Source organism: Microvirga terrestris (assembly GCF_015694425.1).
Classification (GTDB): domain Bacteria; phylum Pseudomonadota; class Alphaproteobacteria; order Rhizobiales; family Beijerinckiaceae; genus Microvirga; species Microvirga terrestris.
Map to the genome: position 1 here is coordinate 75,063 of NZ_JADQDN010000009.1, position 18,329 is coordinate 93,391.

Genomic DNA, 18,329 nt, shown 5'->3' on the forward strand with positions numbered 1-18,329 from the left:
CCCGCCATGGGCCGGAGCTTCGCCGAGCGCAGCCACGAGACGGAGTTGATGGACACCGAAACTGTCAGCTTCGAGGATTACCAAGCCTGCCTCAAGGATCTCGCCATGGTCAATGCTTTGACCTTGACCCACGGCCCCATCCTGAGCTGGCTCGACCGTGCCACCCGCAATCTGGCACCGAACGAGCGTGTGACGGTGCTCGATGTGGGATACGGCTACGGTGACCTCCTACGCAAGATCCATTCCTGGGGCCGTCGCAAAGGCCGTGCAGTCGGTCTGGTCGGGGTCGACCTCAATCCTATGAGCGAACCGATTGCCAGAGCTGCAACACCTGCCAGTGTCTCCATCGAGTACCGGACGGGCAATGTCTTCGACTACATGCCCGAGCAGCCTATTGACTTCGTGATCAGCTCACAGACGACCCATCATATGTCGGATGAGGAACTGGCGGTCTTCATTCGCTGGATGGAACAGGTGGCGGCAAGAGGCTGGTATATCGCCGATTTGCACCGCCATCCGCTTCCATTTCACGTCTTCGGCACGCTCGCCCGCCTTGCCCGCTGGCACCGCTTCGTCCAGCACGATGGACCTGTCTCCATCGCCCGCAGCTTTCGGAAAGGGGATTGGGAGAAGATCCTGCATGCGGCAGGCCTCGCACCCGGAGTGGCAGAAATCCGGTGGCACATTCCGTTTCGCCTCTGCGTGAGCCGGTTGAAATGAACGGTCACCGCACCGAGGAACTCGTGATCGTTGGCGGAGGGCTTGCCGGTGCCTCTGCTGCCTGCATCCTGGGCAGGGAAGGACGCTCGGTGCTTCTCCTCGAGCGCGATGTGGGAGCACGGCACAAGGTTTGCGGTGAATTCCTCAGTGTCGAAGCACAGACCTACCTCGCCCGTCTCGGCATCGATCTCGATGCCCTGGGTGCGAGCCGGATTTCGCACCTTCGTCTATATCATCGCGGGAAAAAGGCAGAAGCGGAGTTACCCTTCCTGGCACGGGGACTCTCCCGCAAGATTCTGGATGAGGCGCTGCTGGAAAAGGCGATTTCGCACGGCGCTCAGATTATGCGGGGAGTGACCGTGCGATCCATCACCGCCGACGAAAGGGCCAGTTGGGTTGATGCAGGTTCATTGGGCCGCGTTCGGGCCGAGACACTCTTCCTGGCCAGCGGCAAGCATGATGTCAGAGGTGCAAAACGGCCGATATCGGGATCCATCAATGATCTCATCGGCTTCAAGATGCATTATCGGCTGTCGGAGCAACAGCGAACCGCCCTTGACGGCGCCATCGAAGTCATCCTGTTTGACGAAGGCTATGCCGGGCTGCAACTCATTGAGGGCGGTGTCGCCAATCTCTGCCTCGTCGTCAGCCAGAGAGGGTTTGAGCAGGCTGGTAAGAGCTGGGACAGCCTGGTCAACCAGGTCACCCGTGAGTGCCCGCCTGTGGCAGATCGGTTGAGGAACGCAATCGCGCTTTTCGAAAGACCTTTCTCGATCTTCCAGATTCCCTATGGCTTCGTTCATCACCCTGACTGGACCGAGCCTGGCGGCCTCTTCCGCCTCGGCGATCAGATGGGTGTAATTCCCTCCTTCACCGGTGAGGGAATGTCGATGGCTTTGCATAGCGGGTATATCGCCGCCTCGATGTTCCTTCGCAATGGCCGCGCCAGCACGGATTTCCATCGGAAGATGGCCGCGAACGTCCGGCAACAGATCCGGCTCGCCTTTCTTCTCAACAAGGCAGCCCGCTTCGGGCCTGGGCAGGCTGTTCTGTTTCACCTGTGCCGCACTTGGCCCTCCCTCATGCGTCAGGTGGCAGCGTTCACGCGGATCCGGGTGGGCTCCATTCACAAAACCGCGGCTCTGTCATGATCGTGCCGCGTGAGGTTCAGACATCGGCCGCCGTCGCAGAGCATTATGACGAGTTGGATCCGTTCTATCGTGAGATCTGGGGCGAGCATGTTCATCACGGTCTGTGGAAGACTGGCCGGGAGACACCAGATGAGGCAGTCGAAGCCCTCATAGCCCACCTCGCGGACAAACTGGACCTCCAGCCGGGTCAGCATGTCTGCGATGTCGGCTGCGGCTATGGCGCGACGGCGGAATGGCTCGCATGTCATCACAATGTCCGCGTGACCGGCGTCACGCTCTCTTCGGCGCAGCTTCAGCGGGCGCAGGCGCGCAGCACCGCGTCGACCCTGCTGCACTTCAGCCGGGAGGACTGGCTCGAGAACACCTTCGGGGACGAGACCTTCGACCAGGTGATCGCCATCGAGAGCTCCGAGCACATGCCCGACAAGCAGAGGTTTTTCGACGAAGTTTTTCGCACCCTTCGTCCCGGCGGCCGCTTCGCCGTTTATGCTTGGCTGGCTTGTGACGGAGCCAGTTCCTGGGAGGAACGCTACCTGCTGGAGCCGATCTGCCGTGAGGGACGCCTGCCGAGCATGGGCAGCGAAACCGAATATCGTACGTGGGCGAGCAAGGCCGGGTTGGCAGTCGACGGGTTCGAGGATCTCAGCGCCGGTGTGAGGCGCACCTGGGCGCTCTGCACGGGACGGGTTGCAAGGAAACTCCTGACGCAGCCGCGATACAGACGCTACCTGCTGGATGCCCATGCCAGGAACCGCATCTTCGCCCTGAGCGTCCCGCGTATCTGGATAGCCTATTTGAATGGTTCGATGCGTTACGGTCTTCTAACGGCGCACAAACCCGTAAAGGCCTCTGGAACGCTCTACGCCTGAGCCACACGAGCGAGCAACTCGGCCGTGTCGGATGCACCCATCGCACTCGCCAGCGCCTCGGCCGTAAGCCCGCCAGCATCGAGCGCTTGAACATCCGCTCCACGCGCCAGCAGCATCTCGACGATCTCTGCTCGGTTGAACATGGCTGCGACCATGAGCGCGGTCTTGCCGCCGTCACCCCGGCCATTCACGTCGGCGCCACCATCGAGAAGGATTTCCACCGATGTCAGATCGCCCTTGAAAGCCGCCCCGGCGAGGGGCGTCTGCCCACGGTCATTGGCGAGTTCCGGATCGGCGCCATGCTGCAGTAGAATCCGTACGGCCTCTGAATGCCCGTGATAGCTCGCCAGCATCAGGAGCGAGTCGCCCTTCTCGTTGCGCAGATTGGGCGGCAAGCCCATGCGGAGCAGGTCGCCAAGCTCCTGCACCTGCCCTGCTCTCGCATGCTGGAAGACACGTTGGGCGAAGGCGATGGTCTCCTCGTCGAGTTCCTGAGTTGGTTTCTGCGGCTCGTCCGTCATCGCAGTTTCCTATCCAACTGCGCTGAGTGTTTCAGCAAGGCGGTCGAGAGCACCGGGACCGTCGACGCCAAGTGCCACCTGCACAGGGCTTCCTTTTGGGTCGATCGTGAGCGCTCCAGCCATCTCGCCATTGCCGGTATCGACGATCAGGCGAAGCTCCTCGATGCGGAAGAGTTCAGGCGCAAGGGCGTACAGCATCACGCAGGGATCGTGGAGCGGACGGCTCTCCCGGTTCGTTTGAGCTTCGAAATAGGATTCAATGAGGCTGGCCACCATGACGGCCATCGGCTTTTCGCTCGCTGACAGCGTCTCCACGAACTCACGTGTGGCGCGAACGCGGCGGGTCACGTCGAGGGGAATGAGTATAAGGGGCATGCCGGATGCTACGACAACCGCCGCAGCCTCAGGATCGGCCCACAGGTTGAACTCGGAGCGCGGCCCAACATTGCCGTGCTCGTGGATCGCCCCGCCCATGGCGATGATCCGGCCGATGCGCCCTGCGGCCTCAGGCCTCTCCAGAGCTAGGCGAGCCAGATTCGTCAGAGGCCCTAGGGCAAGCACATCGACAGAGCCTGCCGGTTGATCGAGCAGGAAATCCGCCAGCCATTCCACAGCAGGCTGGCTTTCAGGGAGACGAGTGGGATCAGGCAAGGCAACACCACCGATGCCGTCTTCGCCATGCAGGTTAAGCGGCTCAGGCCCGGCCCGCGAGATCGGCGCGGCTGCGCCTTGGAACACGGGAATATCGCCCCGATCCGAGAATGCGAGAAGGCGCCCTGCGTTGCGCGTCGTGCTTTCAATGCCGATGTTGCCCGCCACGGTCGTGATTCCGGCGATGGTGAAAGTGGGCGAAATGAGGGCCAGGAGGATGCCGATGGCATCGTCGATGCCGGGATCGGTGTCGATGATGGTCAGGCGGGGTTTTGCAGGGGTCATGATCGGGGTAGAAGCCTTTCAGGTCCGTATGGTTTCTTATCCGACAGCGGGCCGCTTTTGACCATAGCTGCAGGTGCGCCGTGACCCGTTCCGCTTCGCTCCCCGACGATCTTCTGGTGAATGCCGCGGACGAAGTGGTAATCCGTCAGGACCTCGTCTTGGTCGCCCTTGGCAAGCGCCCGGCCGACAGGCTCCTGCGCGTCGGGCGGCTGCTCGATGTTCACACCCGCACATGGCTCGATGATCAGGAGATCGCGATCCGCGGTCGGCGCATTGCCTGGACCGGGCCTGCGGGCACATTCCCTGGGAAAGCCCTCGCGCTGGAGGACCGCTCGAACTTTGCCGCCGTTCCGGGGTTCGGCGAGGTGCATAAGCACATCGAAAGCTCGCATATAACCCCCGAATACGAGGCAGCTTTGGTCCTCCCGCACGGCAATACCTGGACCTGCGAGGCAAGCCATGAGTTCTCGAATGTCGATGGTCCGCACAATCTGGAATTCTGGCTGACGGCTCGCCGGCATGGCTCGCCCATGAAGATCTTCCCGCTTCCCGGCTCGGCGGTGCCGCCCACGGCCTATGAATGGGGCGGTGGCTATTACGGCCATGACGAGCAGGCGAGTTTCCTGAAACACAGCCTGATGGTGGCTGGCCTCGACGAGGTGATGGACTGGCCTGCCCTCTGGAACCCGGAAAATCCGTCCCATAAGCGGCTCTGGGGGATGATCCAGGCTACATTTGAACAACGCGGCGTCATTGAAGGTCACGGTGCTGGCCTACGAGACCTTAATTCCATCAATGCCTTCGCGGCGGCAGGGCTCGCGTCCGATCATGAAGGTTGGACCGCCGAAGAGGTGTGGGACAAGCTGCGCCACGGTATCTTCATCGAGATCAGGCCACATTCCATGCCGGAGATCATTCAAGGCATGCTTCAGCGGGGTCTTACCGACTGGTCCCAGGTCGCTTTTGCCACCGATGACCGCAGCGCCTCGGATACGCTGAAGATGGGGTCAACGGACTACAATGTGCGCCTTGCCATTCAGTCGGGTCTCTCGCCGGAGATCGCAATCCAATGCGTGACCATCAATCCGGCACGTCACATGCGTCTGACGCCCTGGGTTGGCAGCATCGCGCCGGGACGCTTCGCTGATATTGTCCTGCTCGACGATGTCGACAAGCTCTCCATCACCGAGGTCTGGGCTGACGGTCATCCTGTTTCCAGGGGCACTGAATATCTCGGAGCCCTGCCTTCCATCGACTGGCCCGACTGGGCCTCCCAAACCATCAAAATCAAGCGTCGGGTCAAGCCTGAGGATTTTACTATTCTCGCGGAACCCGGCCGCACCACGATGCAGGCCGCGCTGCTGCGGCCCTTTCATTGGCATGACGACTTCATCACCATGGAGTTGCCGGTCGAAAATGGCGAGGTCCAGCGCGATCCGGCCCGGAACGTCACCAAGTTCGCCATCGTTGACCGCTTCTCCGGCGAGGCGAAGATCTCGCGCATGTTCTGGCTCGGCTGCGGCCCGAAGACTCCCGATACGGCCGTCGGCTGTACGGTGGCGCACGACAAGCACAACCTCTGGATCGTCGGTTCGTCCGACGAGGCCATGGCAATGGTGGCGAACCGCGTAGCGGAGATCGGCGGCGGTTGGGTTCTCGTCAGCGGCGACAAGGTTCTGGCGGAGGTCCACTATGAGATCGGCGGTCTGATGACCCAGCGTCCGGCGGAAGAACTCGATGCCGAGATGAAGCAGCTTTACGCACAAGCCGAGACAATCCAATGGCTCTACGAGCCGACTTTCTCGCCGCGCTGGTATCCGGGTTTTCCCGAGCGGCTGCAATTCGCGACGCTCACCTGTGCGCCTTGGCGCTGGGTTCTGGTCGCGCCTTGCGAGGCGGCTCCTCAGGGCTTTGTGAATGTGGCGACCGGGCAAACGCACCCGGTCGTCTGGTAAAGTTCAACCGGCCGCGTCGATCCGAGCCATCTCAGCCTTGAACGCTGTCGCAATCTGACCGGCATCGCGCAGGATCTTCTTGCGTTCCAGGCTTTCCACGTTGCGGCCCTGCATGATCCAGCGGCCGCCGACCATCACGTCCTGAACGTCGACCGGCATCGCGGAGAACACGAGCGTCGCGTAGATGTCGTAGACCGGCTGCAGGCGCGGCGCAGACAGGTCGATGCGGATGATGTCGGCCTGCTTGCCGGGCCCAAGCGAGCCGATGCGGCTGTCGAGGCCGAGCACCTGTGCGCCTTCCAGCGTCGCTATGCGGATCACCTGGGCGGCCGGCATCGGCTTGCGGCTGTGGCCGAGAAGCTTCTGGAACATGGAGACCGGCCCGAACTGGCTGAACAGGTCCAGCGTGTTGCCGCTCATCGGGCCATCGGTGGCGATGCCGACCTTGATGCCGGCGGCACGCATGGCCTCGATCGGCGCGATTCCACGCCCGGCCTTGGCATTCGAGCGTGCATTATGGGCGACCCGCACATCGGCTTTGGCCATGCGCTCGATCTCAAAGGGATCGATATGCAGGCAATGGGCTGCGATCAGCCCGGGCATCAGGAGACCTGCCTTCTCTACAACCGCGACTGGCCGCAACCCATGGTTCTTGCGGCACCATTCCATCTCGCTGTCCATCTCGGCGAGGTGGATCTGCACCGGCACTCCCGGATGAGATTCAGCCCAGCGAGCGACACGCGCCATCACCTCGATATCGGTCGAGTACGGCGCGTGAGGGGCGATGGAGGGGATAATCCGGTCGTGCCCTGAAAACTCGGACACGAGTTCCTCAACCAGGGCAAAGCCTTCGTCGATGGATCTGTGGTCCGGCGGGTCGAAGGTGGCGAGGGTCTGGCCTACGACGCCGCGCAGTCCGGCCTGATTGAGGGCCCGCCCGACCTCCGTCTCATAATAGTACATATCGGCGATGGTGGTGACGCCTGCCTCGATGGATTCGAGCGCGCCCAGGAGCGTACCGACGCGCACCATTTCCGGCGTCACGAACTTGCGTTCCATCGGCAGCACGTAGCGGAACAGCCGGTCGTCCACGTCCTCGCCGAGGCCGCGGAACAGAGTCATGGCCAGATGGGCATGGGGATTGACCATGCCGGGCATGACCACGTCGCCGTTCACGTCAATGATCTCGGCCCCGTCCACCTGCGGTGGCTCGCCGGAACCAAGAGCCCGGATCGTGCTGCCCTCGATATGGATCCATCCACCTTCGATGACGCTCATGGTCTCGTCGATGGGAAGCAGGCAGGCGTTCCTGATAAGGATCGACGCCATCACCGAGCTCCGTCAGCGGGAAGGATGGTGCACTGCTCCGGCATCGGCACGAGCTTTACGCTGGTCCCAGCCTCGAGCGGTGTTGTGAGGCTGCCATTGGCGACGAGGTGACCTGCCTGGGTGTCGCACTGGTACTGGTAGGCCCGTCCCAGATAGGTTCGCAGGCCCAATTGGGCTGAAAGACCTTCAGCCATAGGGTCGGTGGATACCACCAGGCCGTCGGGTCGCGTCGCCAGAAGGAAGCTGTCAGGGATGGCGCCATAGGCGGCTTGCGACAATCGGAGGATCATCCCCGCCGTCTCCGCCGTAACCCTGTCGCCGTCCCGTGCAACCACCTTGAACGGAATGATGTTTTCAAATCCGACGAAGCGGGCCACGAAGGTGTTCGCCGGGCGCCGGTAGAGCACCTCCGGCCGGTCGAACTGCATGAGCCGCCCGGCATTCATGATGGCCACCCGGTCGGAGATCGAGAACGCCTCCTCCTGGTCGTGGGTGACATAGACCGAAGTTGTGCCATTCGACCGCTGCAGCTGGCGGATCTCGACGCGCATGTCGACCCGGAGCTTGGCATCGAGATTCGACAGCGGTTCGTCGAACATCAGCAGTGGCGGTTCGATGACGAGCGCCCGTGCCAACGCGACGCGCTGCTTCTGGCCGCCTGAGAGCGCTCCGGGCGCACGATCCGCCAAAACCGCAAGACCGACACGCTCCAGCATGGCCACGGCGCGCTTGCGGCGCTCGGCCGGACCTATACCCCGCTGCTTCAGCCCGAAGGCAACGTTGTCGAGAACTGACAGATGTGGAAACAGAGCGTAATTCTGAAAGACCAGGCCGATATCGCGCCTATGGGTCGGCAAGCGCGTCAGGTCGCGGCCGCCGAGTTGGATCGAGCCGGTGGTGGGCGTGAGAAAACCGGCAATCAGGCGCAGGGTCGTGGTCTTGCCGCAGCCGCTGGCTCCGAGAAGCGAGACGAGTTCGCCGGCCTGAACCGAGAGCGAGAGGTCTTCGAGGACCTTGGTCGTTCCGTAATGGGCGGAAACGGCTTGGAGAGCGAGAGGCTGTGTCACGGGAGTTACTTTGCCAAAAAGGTGAGGCCGAGGGTTCGCTCCACCACGGCCATGACGGCCACGGTGAGGAACATCAACAGGACGGAAACGGACGCCACGGTCGGGTCGAAGAACTGCTCCACATGGGCGAGAATCTGGATCGGTAGGGTACTGATCCCAGGTCCTGTCAGGAAGAGCGACACCGATACGTCGTTGAGCGAGGTGATGAAGGCGAGGATGAAGGCTGCGATCACCCCGGCCCTGACGTTCGGCAGGACGATGGTGAAGAAGGTTTTGACCGGAGCGCTGCCTAAGCTGATCGCCGCCTCCTCGATGGAGAAGTCAAAGGAAGCCAGACTCGCGCTGATCACGCGCACTACATAGGGCAGCACGATCAGCGTGTGGCCGATGAGGAGAGACAGGAAGATCGGCGCGCCCGTCCCGACCGTGAACGACTTGAGCAGGGCAAAGCCGAACACGATCTCGGGCACAAGGATCGGCAGAACGAACAATGTCCCAAGCCATTTCGGCAGCTCGACCCGGAAGCGGTTGAGCGCATAGGCAGCCGGAATGCCGATCAGAAGAGCGATAAGCGTTCCGAGAAGCGCAATCTGCAGGCTTGTGATGATTGTTCGTCGGAAAGCACTGATCTCAAAGATGTTTTCGAACCAGCGCAGGGACAGGCCCTGCGGCGGGAACGTGAGATAGGTGGTGTCGCTCAACGCCGCGCCGACCACGATGACGAGCGGCAGCATCAAGAACAGGTAGACCAGCGCCGCAACGACGATCAGGAGGAAATGAGGTCTGTCCGACATCATGTGGCCATGGGGTTGATGCGGCGGGCGACGTGGCTCATCGCGAGAACGATCGTGATGGTGATCACCGTCATGATGGCCGCGATGGTCGATGCGCCGACCCAGTCAAAGGATACCATGGCACGCTGCTGAAGCAGGGTTGCCAACACGGTCTGGCGCTCGCCACCGAGCAATTGCGGCGTCGCATAAGCCGTGAAGCTGCCGGTGAAGACAAGTACAGCGCCGACGATCAGCCCCGGCACGGCCAGCGGCAGCAGCACCTGCCAGAAGGTCGCCATTGGAGACGCCCCAAGAGATGAGGAAGCCTGCAACACGTCCTTGGGGATGTTCTCTAGAACTCCCACCAGGGAGAGAACCATCAGCGGCACGAACAGATAGACCATACCGATGACCACTGCCCCCTGGGTGTAAAGCATCTCAAGCGGCTCGTTAATGATGCCGAGGCCTAGCAGAGTCTGGTTCAGAATGCCGTTCCGGCCCAGGATGATGAGCCACGCGAAGGCACGCACCACCACGCCGGTCAGAAGCGGAAATACGGCTGCGACGATCAGCAGACTCTTCAGCTTTCCCGGGGCGCGGGAGACCACATAGGCGGTCATGAAGCCGAAGATCAGGGAGATGATCGTCGTGATTGCGGAGATCTGCAGTGTGCGGAACAGAACGGTCGTGCGGAATCCGCTGTTGAAATAGGCAATGTAGGGAGCAAAGACCCCGCGCGGATCCATGAAGGTGCCGGCGATCACGGCTCCGATGGGTATGAGCAGGAAGCCGATGACGGCGAGCGTGGCGGGCGCGGAGAGCGCCCACCCGGTTGCGCCATTGCGGCGCCAGAAACGTCTTGAGGTCATGATAGCTGGATTACTTCCCGAAGACCTCGCTCCAGGCATCGAGCCAGTCGGTCTTGGCCGCATTGAGCTTTTCATAGTCCAGGCGCTTGAGCGACGAGATCATCTTCTGGCCATAGGTCCAGCGGGCAGCTTCCTCCGGCTTGAGCTGCACGGCGGTTGCAACGGGAGCATCCACGCCGCGCTCGGCCAGCGTCTGCTGAATCTTGGGATCGAGAATGAAGTTGATGAACTGGTGCGCGAGTTCCGGGTTGGCCGCGCCCTTGGCGATGTTCACCGTGTTGAGGGTCGCGTAGTCTCCCTCCTTCAGCTCAGCCCAGCGCACCGTCGGAACGGCAGCTTGGATCTGGGCCAGTGTGAAGTCCTGCGCCATGGCCACGGAAACCTCGCCGGTCGAGAACAGGTTCACGAGCTCGGAACCCGTGTTGTAGTTCTTCACCACGTTGGGCTTTAGCTGCTCGAGGGCTTTGAAGGCCGCCTTTTCGTCCTTGTAGGGATCGACGCCCGCCTTGCTCGCGGCAACCAGAACGGTCATCGGGCCGGCCGTGGTGGTGATGCCGGGAAGGGAGACCCGGCGCTTCAGGTCTTCCCGCCACAAATCATTCCAGGAGGTGACAGGCGCGCTGACTTTGGCGCTGTCGTAGATGATCCCAACGCGGCCGATCGTGTAAGCTGGGCCGAACTGGCCCTGCGGCGCGCGGGCCAGTTCATAGATGCCATTGAGGTTGGGGAGCTTGGAACGGTCGACCGGCTGGAACAGGCCTTCCTGGATGCCGAGCTGGGAGTAGCTGTCGGTAAGATAAACCACATCGACGCCGCTGCCGCCGCGGATCTTGATCTTGTTCAGGCGGTCGGCGTTATTGCCAGTCTCGAAGACCAGCTCGCAGCCGCATTGGGCGCGGAACGGCTTGAGCACAATCTCTTCCAGCTTATCGCCGTTAAAGCCCCACCAGGAGATCGTCAGGGTCTTGTTCTGAGCCATGACCGGAGCCGACAACAGCGCCGCCAGAAGAAAGGTCGTGCCTGCAAGCGGTTTGTACCAACGCCCTACCATCTTAAGGTCTCCTATGTTTCAATGTTTCGCTGCCGAGAGGGCCGTCGTTTTGGCCATGGCCCCCTGCCCTGGTGCATAGGCATTAACACAACCATGGCCATGGAAAAGCCCCGCCTCTCACGGACATTGCCCACGTTACCGCCATTCTGCTCAAAAAGCTCCCAAATCAGAAAGCAGGCATCCAGCCACCGCCAGCAATCCGCTTGAGCCGTGGCGTCCGCAGCACGCCTACTACCCGTTCTGGCCATTCTGGGCCGAGAGCGGCGAGCTTGTCCCGCCATGCATCGGTCTGGAGCATTGCCGCGCCGATGGCGACGGGCAAGACCCCGCACGAGGTGAGGAGCTCCAGCGCGGCGGCGATCGATCGCCCGCTGCTGATCACATCGTCCACCAGCAGGACCCGCCTGTTTTCGATCAAAGGGAGCATGCGCGGATCGAGATAGAGCCGCTTGAGCTGGTCGGGGCTGGTGATCGATGTCATCGGCACCGACAGATCCTCCCGGTACCAGAACTTACGGGAGGTCCCGAGGGGGACATAGCGGCTGTGCCCGAGCTTCTTGGCTGTGCCGCTCGCCAGGGTGAGTCCGAGGGTCGGAAGCCCAACCACCACCTCCGGCTCAAAAGCGCGGACCTTCTCGGCAAGGCTGGCGCAGAGGGCGTCTTCCACAGCAAAGCCGGCCTGGTTGATGATGAGTGAGGCCAGGGCATGCTCGCCATCGGCCAACTCCCGGATCGGCAGGCGCAGCTGACGTCCATCCTCGAACTCCGCAGGATAGAATCTGCGATGGCCCTCGGCTGGGTGGCCATCGAAGGTCGATGGCGGATGGATCTCCTGCCAGAAGTCATGGGGCTGCATCGCTCGCTCCTTGTCCCTCAGACACGCGGAGGGTGATTGTGGGCTATCCTTCGCCGGGTTATCGAACCATTCGAGCCGGCTTATCCAGGATGACAGCACGATGCCCCTTCAGGACCTCATTCAGGCCGACCTACCATTCCTGCGCAACCTCCGCCAGGATCTCCATGCCCATCCGGAACTTGGTTTCGAGGAGGAGCGGACGAGCGGGATCGTTGCTTCCCTATTGGAGGAGGCAGGCTTTCAGGTGCATCGAGGACTGGGCAAGACAGGGGTCGTCGGCACCCTCCAGGTCGGCAACGGCATGCGCACCATTGGTCTTCGTGCCGACATGGACGCACTGGCCATGCCGGAGCATGCGGAGCGTCCGTACCAATCGAAGTTCCCCGGCAAGATGCATGCCTGCGGCCATGACGGACACACGACGCTCCTCCTTGGAGCGGCTCGCTACTTGGCCAGAATCCGCAAGTTCTCCGGCACGGTGCATTTCATCTTCCAGCCGGCGGAGGAAGGCCGGGGCGGAGCGAAGAAGATGGTGGAGGACGGGCTCTTCGACCTCTTTCCCTGCAATGCGGTCTATGGCCTGCACAACATGCCAGGATTAGCTGTCAACGAGATGGCCGTCACCGCAGGCCCGCAGCTTGCCTCGTCTGACAGCTGGTTCGTGACCTTCATGGGCGTCGGCACCCATGGGGCCAAGCCCCATCTCGGCAAGGATCCGATCACGGCGAGCGGCCACTTCCTTGCGGCTTTGCAGACCATTGTGGGGCGCGTGGTCAACCCGCTGCAGCCTGCAGTGGTGAGCGCCTGCTCTGTACAAGCCGGCGATCAACGGGCGCTCAACGTCATTCCCGATATGGTCGAGATCGGCGGTACGGCGCGGGCTTACTCCGCTGAGGTACGCGATCAACTCGAAGCGGAAATCGGGCGCCTCGCCAAGGGTATTGCCGCAATGTTCGATATCAACGTCTCGTACGAATTCCGCAGGCGTATCCCACCCGTGATCAACCATGCCGATGCCACGGTACGAGCCTTGAAGGCGGCGCAAGCTGTCTGCAGCTCGAAGGTCGTGACGAATTTCGAGCCATCGACGGCCGGTGATGACTTCGCATTCTTCAGCGAGGCAGCTCCGGGTGCCTATGTCTGGCTCGGAAACGGCCCCGCTATGAACGGAGCGCTCCACCACAACGCGGCCTACGACTTCAACGACGAAGCAATCCCGACCGGCGTCGCCTTCTGGGTTGCGCTCATTGAGCAGGAGCTATCAGCCTAGAGATGATTCCACTAGTATGGAACCATCTCTCTTCTTTCCTCTGCCGCATTTTTGGCGGCGAACCGGATCCAATTCGCCGAAAAATGCTTTAGTGCCTCCTGGGGCGAACCTGCTCCAGATCACCGGCATCGGACTCTGTTCTACGCTGCCGGTTCCTTCTTTGCTTCTGCGTAGCCTTGCCCCTGTCCCGCCGCACTTTGTCCTCGGGTTTCCGACGATGCGAAACGGAGGTTGCGACGAGCTTTTCTTCGATCTTGGCGTTAAGGCTTGCGCGCAGATCGACAACAGCCTCCACATCCTCGAAGACAGCCGGATAACGCTGAGCGAGCCAAAGCCAGGAGGTGGCAATCTTCACTCGAGCCTCAAGCTTGAGGAGATCCGTGTTGACCCCGAAATCAGGCGCCTGAACACGCCCGTCTCGGGCATGCTGCCGGGCCCAGTCCAGGAGCAGTTCGACGGCCAGCTGCTCGCGACCGTCGACCGGCGCCATGGAATAGGACAATCGGTCGAGGATCGGCATATCGACAGTGTCGAGAAGCGTTGCCAGATCAATCATCTCGTCCATGTCGGCCATGCGCAGATCCGGGTGGCCCGCCACGAGGGTGTCGTACAGGTGACGAAGCACGCGACCAAGGCGATCCGTCTGCAGCACCTCGCTCGCCGAGAGCACGGTTTCCTGGTTGGGACGGACATAGGCCTTCCCCCGCAGCTTCTCGGCATCGCCCGTCAGTGCTTGACTGATGATCTTCTCCACCTGGGCGTAGCCGCCGACGTCCGGCAGAGCCGTCACGAGACCTTCATCGTGGTGTCCGAAGCGTCCTGCACGGCCGGCAATCTGCTTGATCTCCATGGCGGTAAGTTGGCGATCACGCACGCCATCGTACTTTCGCAGGGTGGAGAATACGACCCGCCGCAGCGGCCCGATATTCAATCCCATGCCGATGGCATCGGTGGCCACCAGGATTTCGGCCTCGCCATTGCGGAAGCGCGCGGCCTCGGCCCGGCGAACTTCAGGGCCCAACGCACCGTAAACGGTTGCGACCGTGCGCCCCGATTGCACGAGGCGCGCCCGCAGGTCATGCACATCACGGCGGGTGAAGGCTACCACCGCATCACCACGGGTCAACTTGGCGAGATTGGCCGGCACACCTTCGACGCGCAGCCTACCCTTGCGCTTGAGGATCTTCACCTCCAGTGGTTCGCCGGTCATGGCGAGCAGGTGCTCGACGAGAGGGATTGCTTCCGGCGCACCCGTCAAGACCACGAGCTTTGCGGGGGCGCCGACCATCGCCTGAGTCCAAGCCCAGCCACGGCTCGGATCTCCCAGCATCTGAACCTCGTCGATGACGCAGACATCGACAACGCGATGCAAATCGAGCGTCTCGATGGTGCGGGCAATGTGCGTCGCGCCTTCCGGCAGCACCCGCTCCTCGCCCGTCACCATGCCGGCCGGAAGCCCCTCCTCGCTCATGCGCTCGAAATGCTCCAGCGCCAGGAGGCGCAGGGGAGAAAGGATTTCAGCAGTCTCGGCCTCGCGCGCGAGCTTCAGCGCCTCATAGGTCTTGCCTGAGTTGGTCGGCCCGGCCAGGAAAAGGAAACGTCGGTTGAGGGAACGGGCGACGGGGAAGATTGCCGCATAGCGCTCGTAGCCGGAGGCTTCGCGGATCTGGGCCTCGCGCAGGTGCCGGAGCCTGCGAGCCGCGGCTTTCGAGCGGTAGTCATCGAGCTTCTGTCGCAGCTTGCGCGCGGCAGCGGCAGGACCGCCTTTGTCGGACCCATGGATCCGTTCGAGCTTGTCGACAGCGGCACGGATGCCGCCAAGGATCGCCTGCCGCTCGCCTGCATCCTCGAATGCGTCGAGATAGGTCTCAAGCTCATCGCGCCAGCCGCCAAGCTCCTGCTCGCAGGCCTCGAACGTGGCATCGCGCAGTTCGATCAGTCTTGCTTCCAGGGCTTCCGAGGCGACCGTGAGCTCGGCTCGCTCCACCCGAGCCGGTGCCAGGGTCACGGCAGCAACCTCTACCGGTTCGACAAACGCAAACTCGACGGCGATCTCGATAGGCTCGCTGTCCGGCAGGACCTGCATCGGCCGGCTGAACACGGCACGGTAGCCGGCGAAAACACGCTCTGGCTTCCAGCGGCCGCTCTCGATCCGACGAATGTCCTCGGCGATGTAGACGCCTGTGTTTTTCCGGATGGGCGCGAGCATGCTCTGGCGCCGCCGATGCGCCGCCTCATCGAGCGATGGGTCGGCCGATCTGCCGCCTTCCCTCCCGCGTGCTTCAGAGCGCGCTCCCTGGCTTCCTTGGTCGCCGTGCTCCCGCCACGCCGGCACTTCGGCGGCAAGCTGCGCAACGACCTCGGGATCGAACATCGGTTCCTCGACGTTCCGTCCTCGTCGATGCACGGTCCGGCGTTCGGCCACCGGGATCAGTCCGGCCTCGATCCAGCGCATACATTCAGTCTGGCTGGCGAGCAGAATGCCCGGCAGGTGGTTGAGGCTCACAAAGCTCTTCGATTTCTTGGACATTCAGATTTCCGGAAGGTGAAGCGCCAAAGCGGCTTCCGCCTTTTCATGGACAGCGTGCCGTCACGGCTTGCGCAGCGCGCTGGGGAAACTCCCGAAGGCTGCAGATGTTTTCGATTATTGCTGTGATGCGATGATGATCTCGCTGCTCCGGTCGTACCTTTGACGACCGGCTGAGGAGGTTAAGACGTTGAGGTGACGCGCTTTTCCTCTGCTTCTATGTGATTGCGGCATAGTGCATTATCAAGAGAGCCGCCGGCTATGGACGGCTCACCTTTGCAAAGCGTTATCCCCTGCTTAACGGCTTTCCCCGTTCAACGTTCTTCGCAGGAAGGACAAGCCTAAAGCCGAGAGAAAAGCCGCCTGCTCCTTATTGGCGGCGCCATGGCCGCCATCGTCGGGCTCGTAGAAGAAGACCGGCTGCTCCAGCGCCTCCAGCCTGGCCGCCATCTTGCGGGCGTGGCCCGGGTGCACGCGGTCGTCCCGTCGGGATGTGACCAGCAGCACGGGAGGATAGGCGCGCCCCGCCTCCAGGTTTTGGTAGGCGGAAAAGCCCGCCATGTAGGACCAATCCTCGGGCTTGTCCGGATCGCCATACTCCGCCACCCAGCTCGGCCCGGCCAGCAGACGTGTGTAGCGCTGCATGTCGAGAAGCGGCACGGTACACCAGATCGCCCCGAAGCGCTCAGGATAGCGGGTCAGCATGTTGCCCACGAGCAGGCCGCCATTGGAGCCGCCATAGGCCGCCAGCTGTTTCGGCCTTGTCACGCCCCGGTCGGCAAGGTCTCGGGCAATGGCGGCGAAGTCATCGTGGGAGCGGCGCTTGCCCTCTCGCATGCCGGCCTTGTGCCAGGCCGCTCCGAACTCGCCTCCACCGCGGATGTTGGCCACCACCCACACATTGCCCCGCTCGAGCCACGTCTTGCCGATGCCGCCGAGATAGCCTGGCGTCATTGAGACAGAGAAGCCGCCATAGCCGTAGAGCACTGTTGGGCGCGGTTCGTCCTGGCCCTTCGGCCCGATCTGATAATAAGGAATCCACTCTCCATCCACGGAGACGGCTTCATGCCGCGTCACCTCCAGACCGGAGGCATCGAAGGCGGCGGGCGCTTCCTTCAAAACTTCGATCCGCCTATCCCCCGTCACCAGCGCGAGCTTCATCGGTTCGACGAAACTGGAGATCGTCAGGAGAATCTCGTCGGTTCGTTCCAACTGGCTTGCATCCAGCGACATGGCGTGGACGAAGGCCGTGTCCGGCAGCTCCTCGAGTTGCTCAAGGCTCCAGGGTGAGCCCGGCGTTCCGAGCCAGATCTGGCTGGCGAGATTGTCGAGAACCGTGAGCACCAGCCGGGACTTGGTCCACCAGAAGCTGGAGAGGACGCGTCGCGGGCCGGGTTCGAACAGCACTTCGAACCGGCGCTCTCCTTCAAGGAAGCGCGAGAAGCTCATCGCCAGGAGCGCATCGGCCGGATAGGTGCGCTCCGGAAGGCTCCAGTCGCTTTTCAGCTTCACGACGAGCCAATCCCTCTCCACATTGAAGCGGGCGTCGAGTGGCAGATCGATCAGCACGGGCTCGCCTTCCTTGCGTGCAACGTAGCTGAGCCCCTCCTCGAAGGTGATCTGCCGTCGGTAGAAGGTGCGCTCGAAACCGGGCTCGCGATCCACCGACGCCGAGATGTAGATGTCGCTGGCCTCGCCTTCGAAGACGACCGGCGCCTGCATGAAATCCGAATCGCGGCGCCACAGGCGAACGGTACGCGGATAACCCGAAGCGGTGGTGGCCTTCGCCCCGAGGGTGGTCGAGACGAGAAGCGTATCCTGATCGAGCCACGTTGCTCCGCCCTTGGCTTCCGGCAGGGCAAACCCGTCCTGGACGAACTGCTTCTGGACGAGATCGAACTCGCGGACCACGACGGCGTCAGCCCCGCCTCGCGACAGGCTCACCAGACCGTAGCGCTGCTCCGGCTCAAGGGTAGTGCAGCCCTTCCAGACCCAGTCTTCTCCCTCAGCTCGAGCGAGTGCATCAATGTCGAGCACCGTCTCCCAGGTGGGCTCCGGCCGGCGGTAATCCTCCAAGATGGTGCGGCGCCACAAACCGCGCACATGGGACGCATCCTGCCAGAAGTTGTAGAGTTGATCCCGCCGTCGGGTGATAAATGGGATGTTGTCCGGTCGGGTCGAGATCTCGTAGAGCGTCTTTTTGTCGGCTTCGAAAGCCGGATCGCACAGGGCCGCCTTGGTGGCTTCGTTATGTTTGCGCACCCAGGCCAGCGCCTCGCCGCCCTCCACATCCTCCAGCCAAAGGTAGGGATCAATACGTTCCTGAAGCTGTTCGGCCATGGTGTGTGGATTCCGCTCGAGTGGGATGAGAATCGATGATTGGCATTATTGGTCAGCTCAAGCCTTCGGCAATATTTCTATGAGAACCGAACCCG

15 protein-coding genes are annotated in these 18,329 nt (G+C 62.2%); 5 read left to right on the plus strand and 10 right to left on the minus strand.

The window, feature by feature from the left end:
• The first annotated feature begins 6 nt into the window (after positions 1 to 6).
• The 3 genes from I2H36_RS16185 to I2H36_RS16195 are packed head-to-tail and all read left to right on the plus strand — an operon-like array spanning position 7 to position 2,740.
• Positions 7 to 720, plus strand: a complete 714-nt coding sequence (locus I2H36_RS16185; protein ID WP_196264942.1) for a methyltransferase domain-containing protein — start codon at positions 7 to 9, stop codon at positions 718 to 720.
• Complete coding sequence (locus tag I2H36_RS16190) at positions 717 to 1,871, plus strand: NAD(P)/FAD-dependent oxidoreductase (RefSeq protein ID WP_196264943.1); 1,155 nt, start codon at positions 717 to 719, stop codon at positions 1,869 to 1,871. Before I2H36_RS16185 ends, I2H36_RS16190 begins: the two co-directional genes overlap by 4 nt.
• Positions 1,868 to 2,740, plus strand: coding sequence for an SAM-dependent methyltransferase (locus I2H36_RS16195; RefSeq protein ID WP_196264944.1), 873 nt, complete (start codon positions 1,868 to 1,870; stop codon positions 2,738 to 2,740). The genes I2H36_RS16190 and I2H36_RS16195 overlap by 4 nt, the downstream gene beginning before the upstream one ends.
• Here I2H36_RS16195 and I2H36_RS16200 read toward each other — a convergent pair.
• Entirely contained in the window at positions 2,731 to 3,261 is a 531-nt protein-coding gene (locus tag I2H36_RS16200; protein WP_196264945.1) for an ankyrin repeat domain-containing protein, read from the minus strand. The genes I2H36_RS16195 and I2H36_RS16200 overlap by 10 nt on opposite strands.
• Before the next feature lie 9 nt (positions 3,262 to 3,270).
• The gene (locus tag I2H36_RS16205; RefSeq protein ID WP_196264946.1) at positions 3,271 to 4,197 is read right to left on the minus strand and encodes a nucleoside hydrolase; all 927 of its coding nucleotides are present in this window, start codon (positions 4,195 to 4,197) and stop codon (positions 3,271 to 3,273) included.
• Positions 4,198 to 4,277: 80 nt separating this feature from the next.
• On the opposite strand from I2H36_RS16205, the gene I2H36_RS16210 reads away from it, so the two are divergent.
• A complete protein-coding gene (locus tag I2H36_RS16210; RefSeq protein WP_196264947.1) occupies positions 4,278 to 6,152 on the plus strand; it encodes an adenine deaminase C-terminal domain-containing protein in 1,875 nt (624 codons plus the stop codon).
• A 3-nt stretch (positions 6,153 to 6,155) separates the two neighbouring features.
• Here I2H36_RS16210 and I2H36_RS16215 read toward each other — a convergent pair whose 3' ends face one another.
• From I2H36_RS16215 to I2H36_RS16240, 6 genes are all read right to left on the minus strand, one after another.
• A complete protein-coding gene (locus I2H36_RS16215) occupies positions 6,156 to 7,481 on the minus strand; it encodes an amidohydrolase family protein (RefSeq protein ID WP_196264948.1) in 1,326 nt (441 codons plus the stop codon).
• Positions 7,481 to 8,548, minus strand: coding sequence for an ATP-binding cassette domain-containing protein (locus tag I2H36_RS16220; protein WP_196264949.1), 1,068 nt, complete (start codon positions 8,546 to 8,548; stop codon positions 7,481 to 7,483). Before I2H36_RS16220 ends, I2H36_RS16215 begins: the two co-directional genes overlap by 1 nt.
• A gap of 5 nt (positions 8,549 to 8,553) precedes the next feature.
• Complete coding sequence (locus tag I2H36_RS16225; protein WP_196264950.1) at positions 8,554 to 9,345, minus strand: ABC transporter permease; 792 nt, start codon at positions 9,343 to 9,345, stop codon at positions 8,554 to 8,556.
• Entirely contained in the window at positions 9,342 to 10,190 is an 849-nt protein-coding gene (locus I2H36_RS16230; RefSeq protein ID WP_196264951.1) for an ABC transporter permease, read from the minus strand. The genes I2H36_RS16225 and I2H36_RS16230 overlap by 4 nt, the downstream gene beginning before the upstream one ends.
• 10 nt (positions 10,191 to 10,200) lie before the next feature.
• Positions 10,201 to 11,241, minus strand: coding sequence for an ABC transporter substrate-binding protein (locus I2H36_RS16235; RefSeq protein WP_196264952.1), 1,041 nt, complete (start codon positions 11,239 to 11,241; stop codon positions 10,201 to 10,203).
• A 166-nt stretch (positions 11,242 to 11,407) separates the two neighbouring features.
• Complete coding sequence (locus I2H36_RS16240) at positions 11,408 to 12,097, minus strand: phosphoribosyltransferase (protein WP_196264953.1); 690 nt, start codon at positions 12,095 to 12,097, stop codon at positions 11,408 to 11,410.
• Positions 12,098 to 12,197: 100 nt separating this feature from the next.
• On the opposite strand from I2H36_RS16240, the gene I2H36_RS16245 reads away from it, so the two are divergent.
• Positions 12,198 to 13,367: a M20 aminoacylase family protein gene (locus I2H36_RS16245; RefSeq protein WP_196264954.1), complete on the plus strand. Its 1,170-nt coding sequence runs from the start codon at positions 12,198 to 12,200 to the stop codon at positions 13,365 to 13,367.
• An 88-nt stretch (positions 13,368 to 13,455) separates the two neighbouring features.
• Here the strand turns inward: I2H36_RS16245 and I2H36_RS16250 are convergent, their stop codons facing one another.
• Both I2H36_RS16250 and I2H36_RS16255 read right to left on the minus strand, forming a co-directional pair.
• The gene (locus I2H36_RS16250; protein WP_196264955.1) at positions 13,456 to 15,897 is read right to left on the minus strand and encodes a helicase-related protein; all 2,442 of its coding nucleotides are present in this window, start codon (positions 15,895 to 15,897) and stop codon (positions 13,456 to 13,458) included.
• A 294-nt stretch (positions 15,898 to 16,191) separates the two neighbouring features.
• Positions 16,192 to 18,261: a prolyl oligopeptidase family serine peptidase gene (locus I2H36_RS16255; protein ID WP_343234464.1), complete on the minus strand. Its 2,070-nt coding sequence runs from the start codon at positions 18,259 to 18,261 to the stop codon at positions 16,192 to 16,194.
• Positions 18,262 to 18,329: the final 68 nt, after the last annotated feature.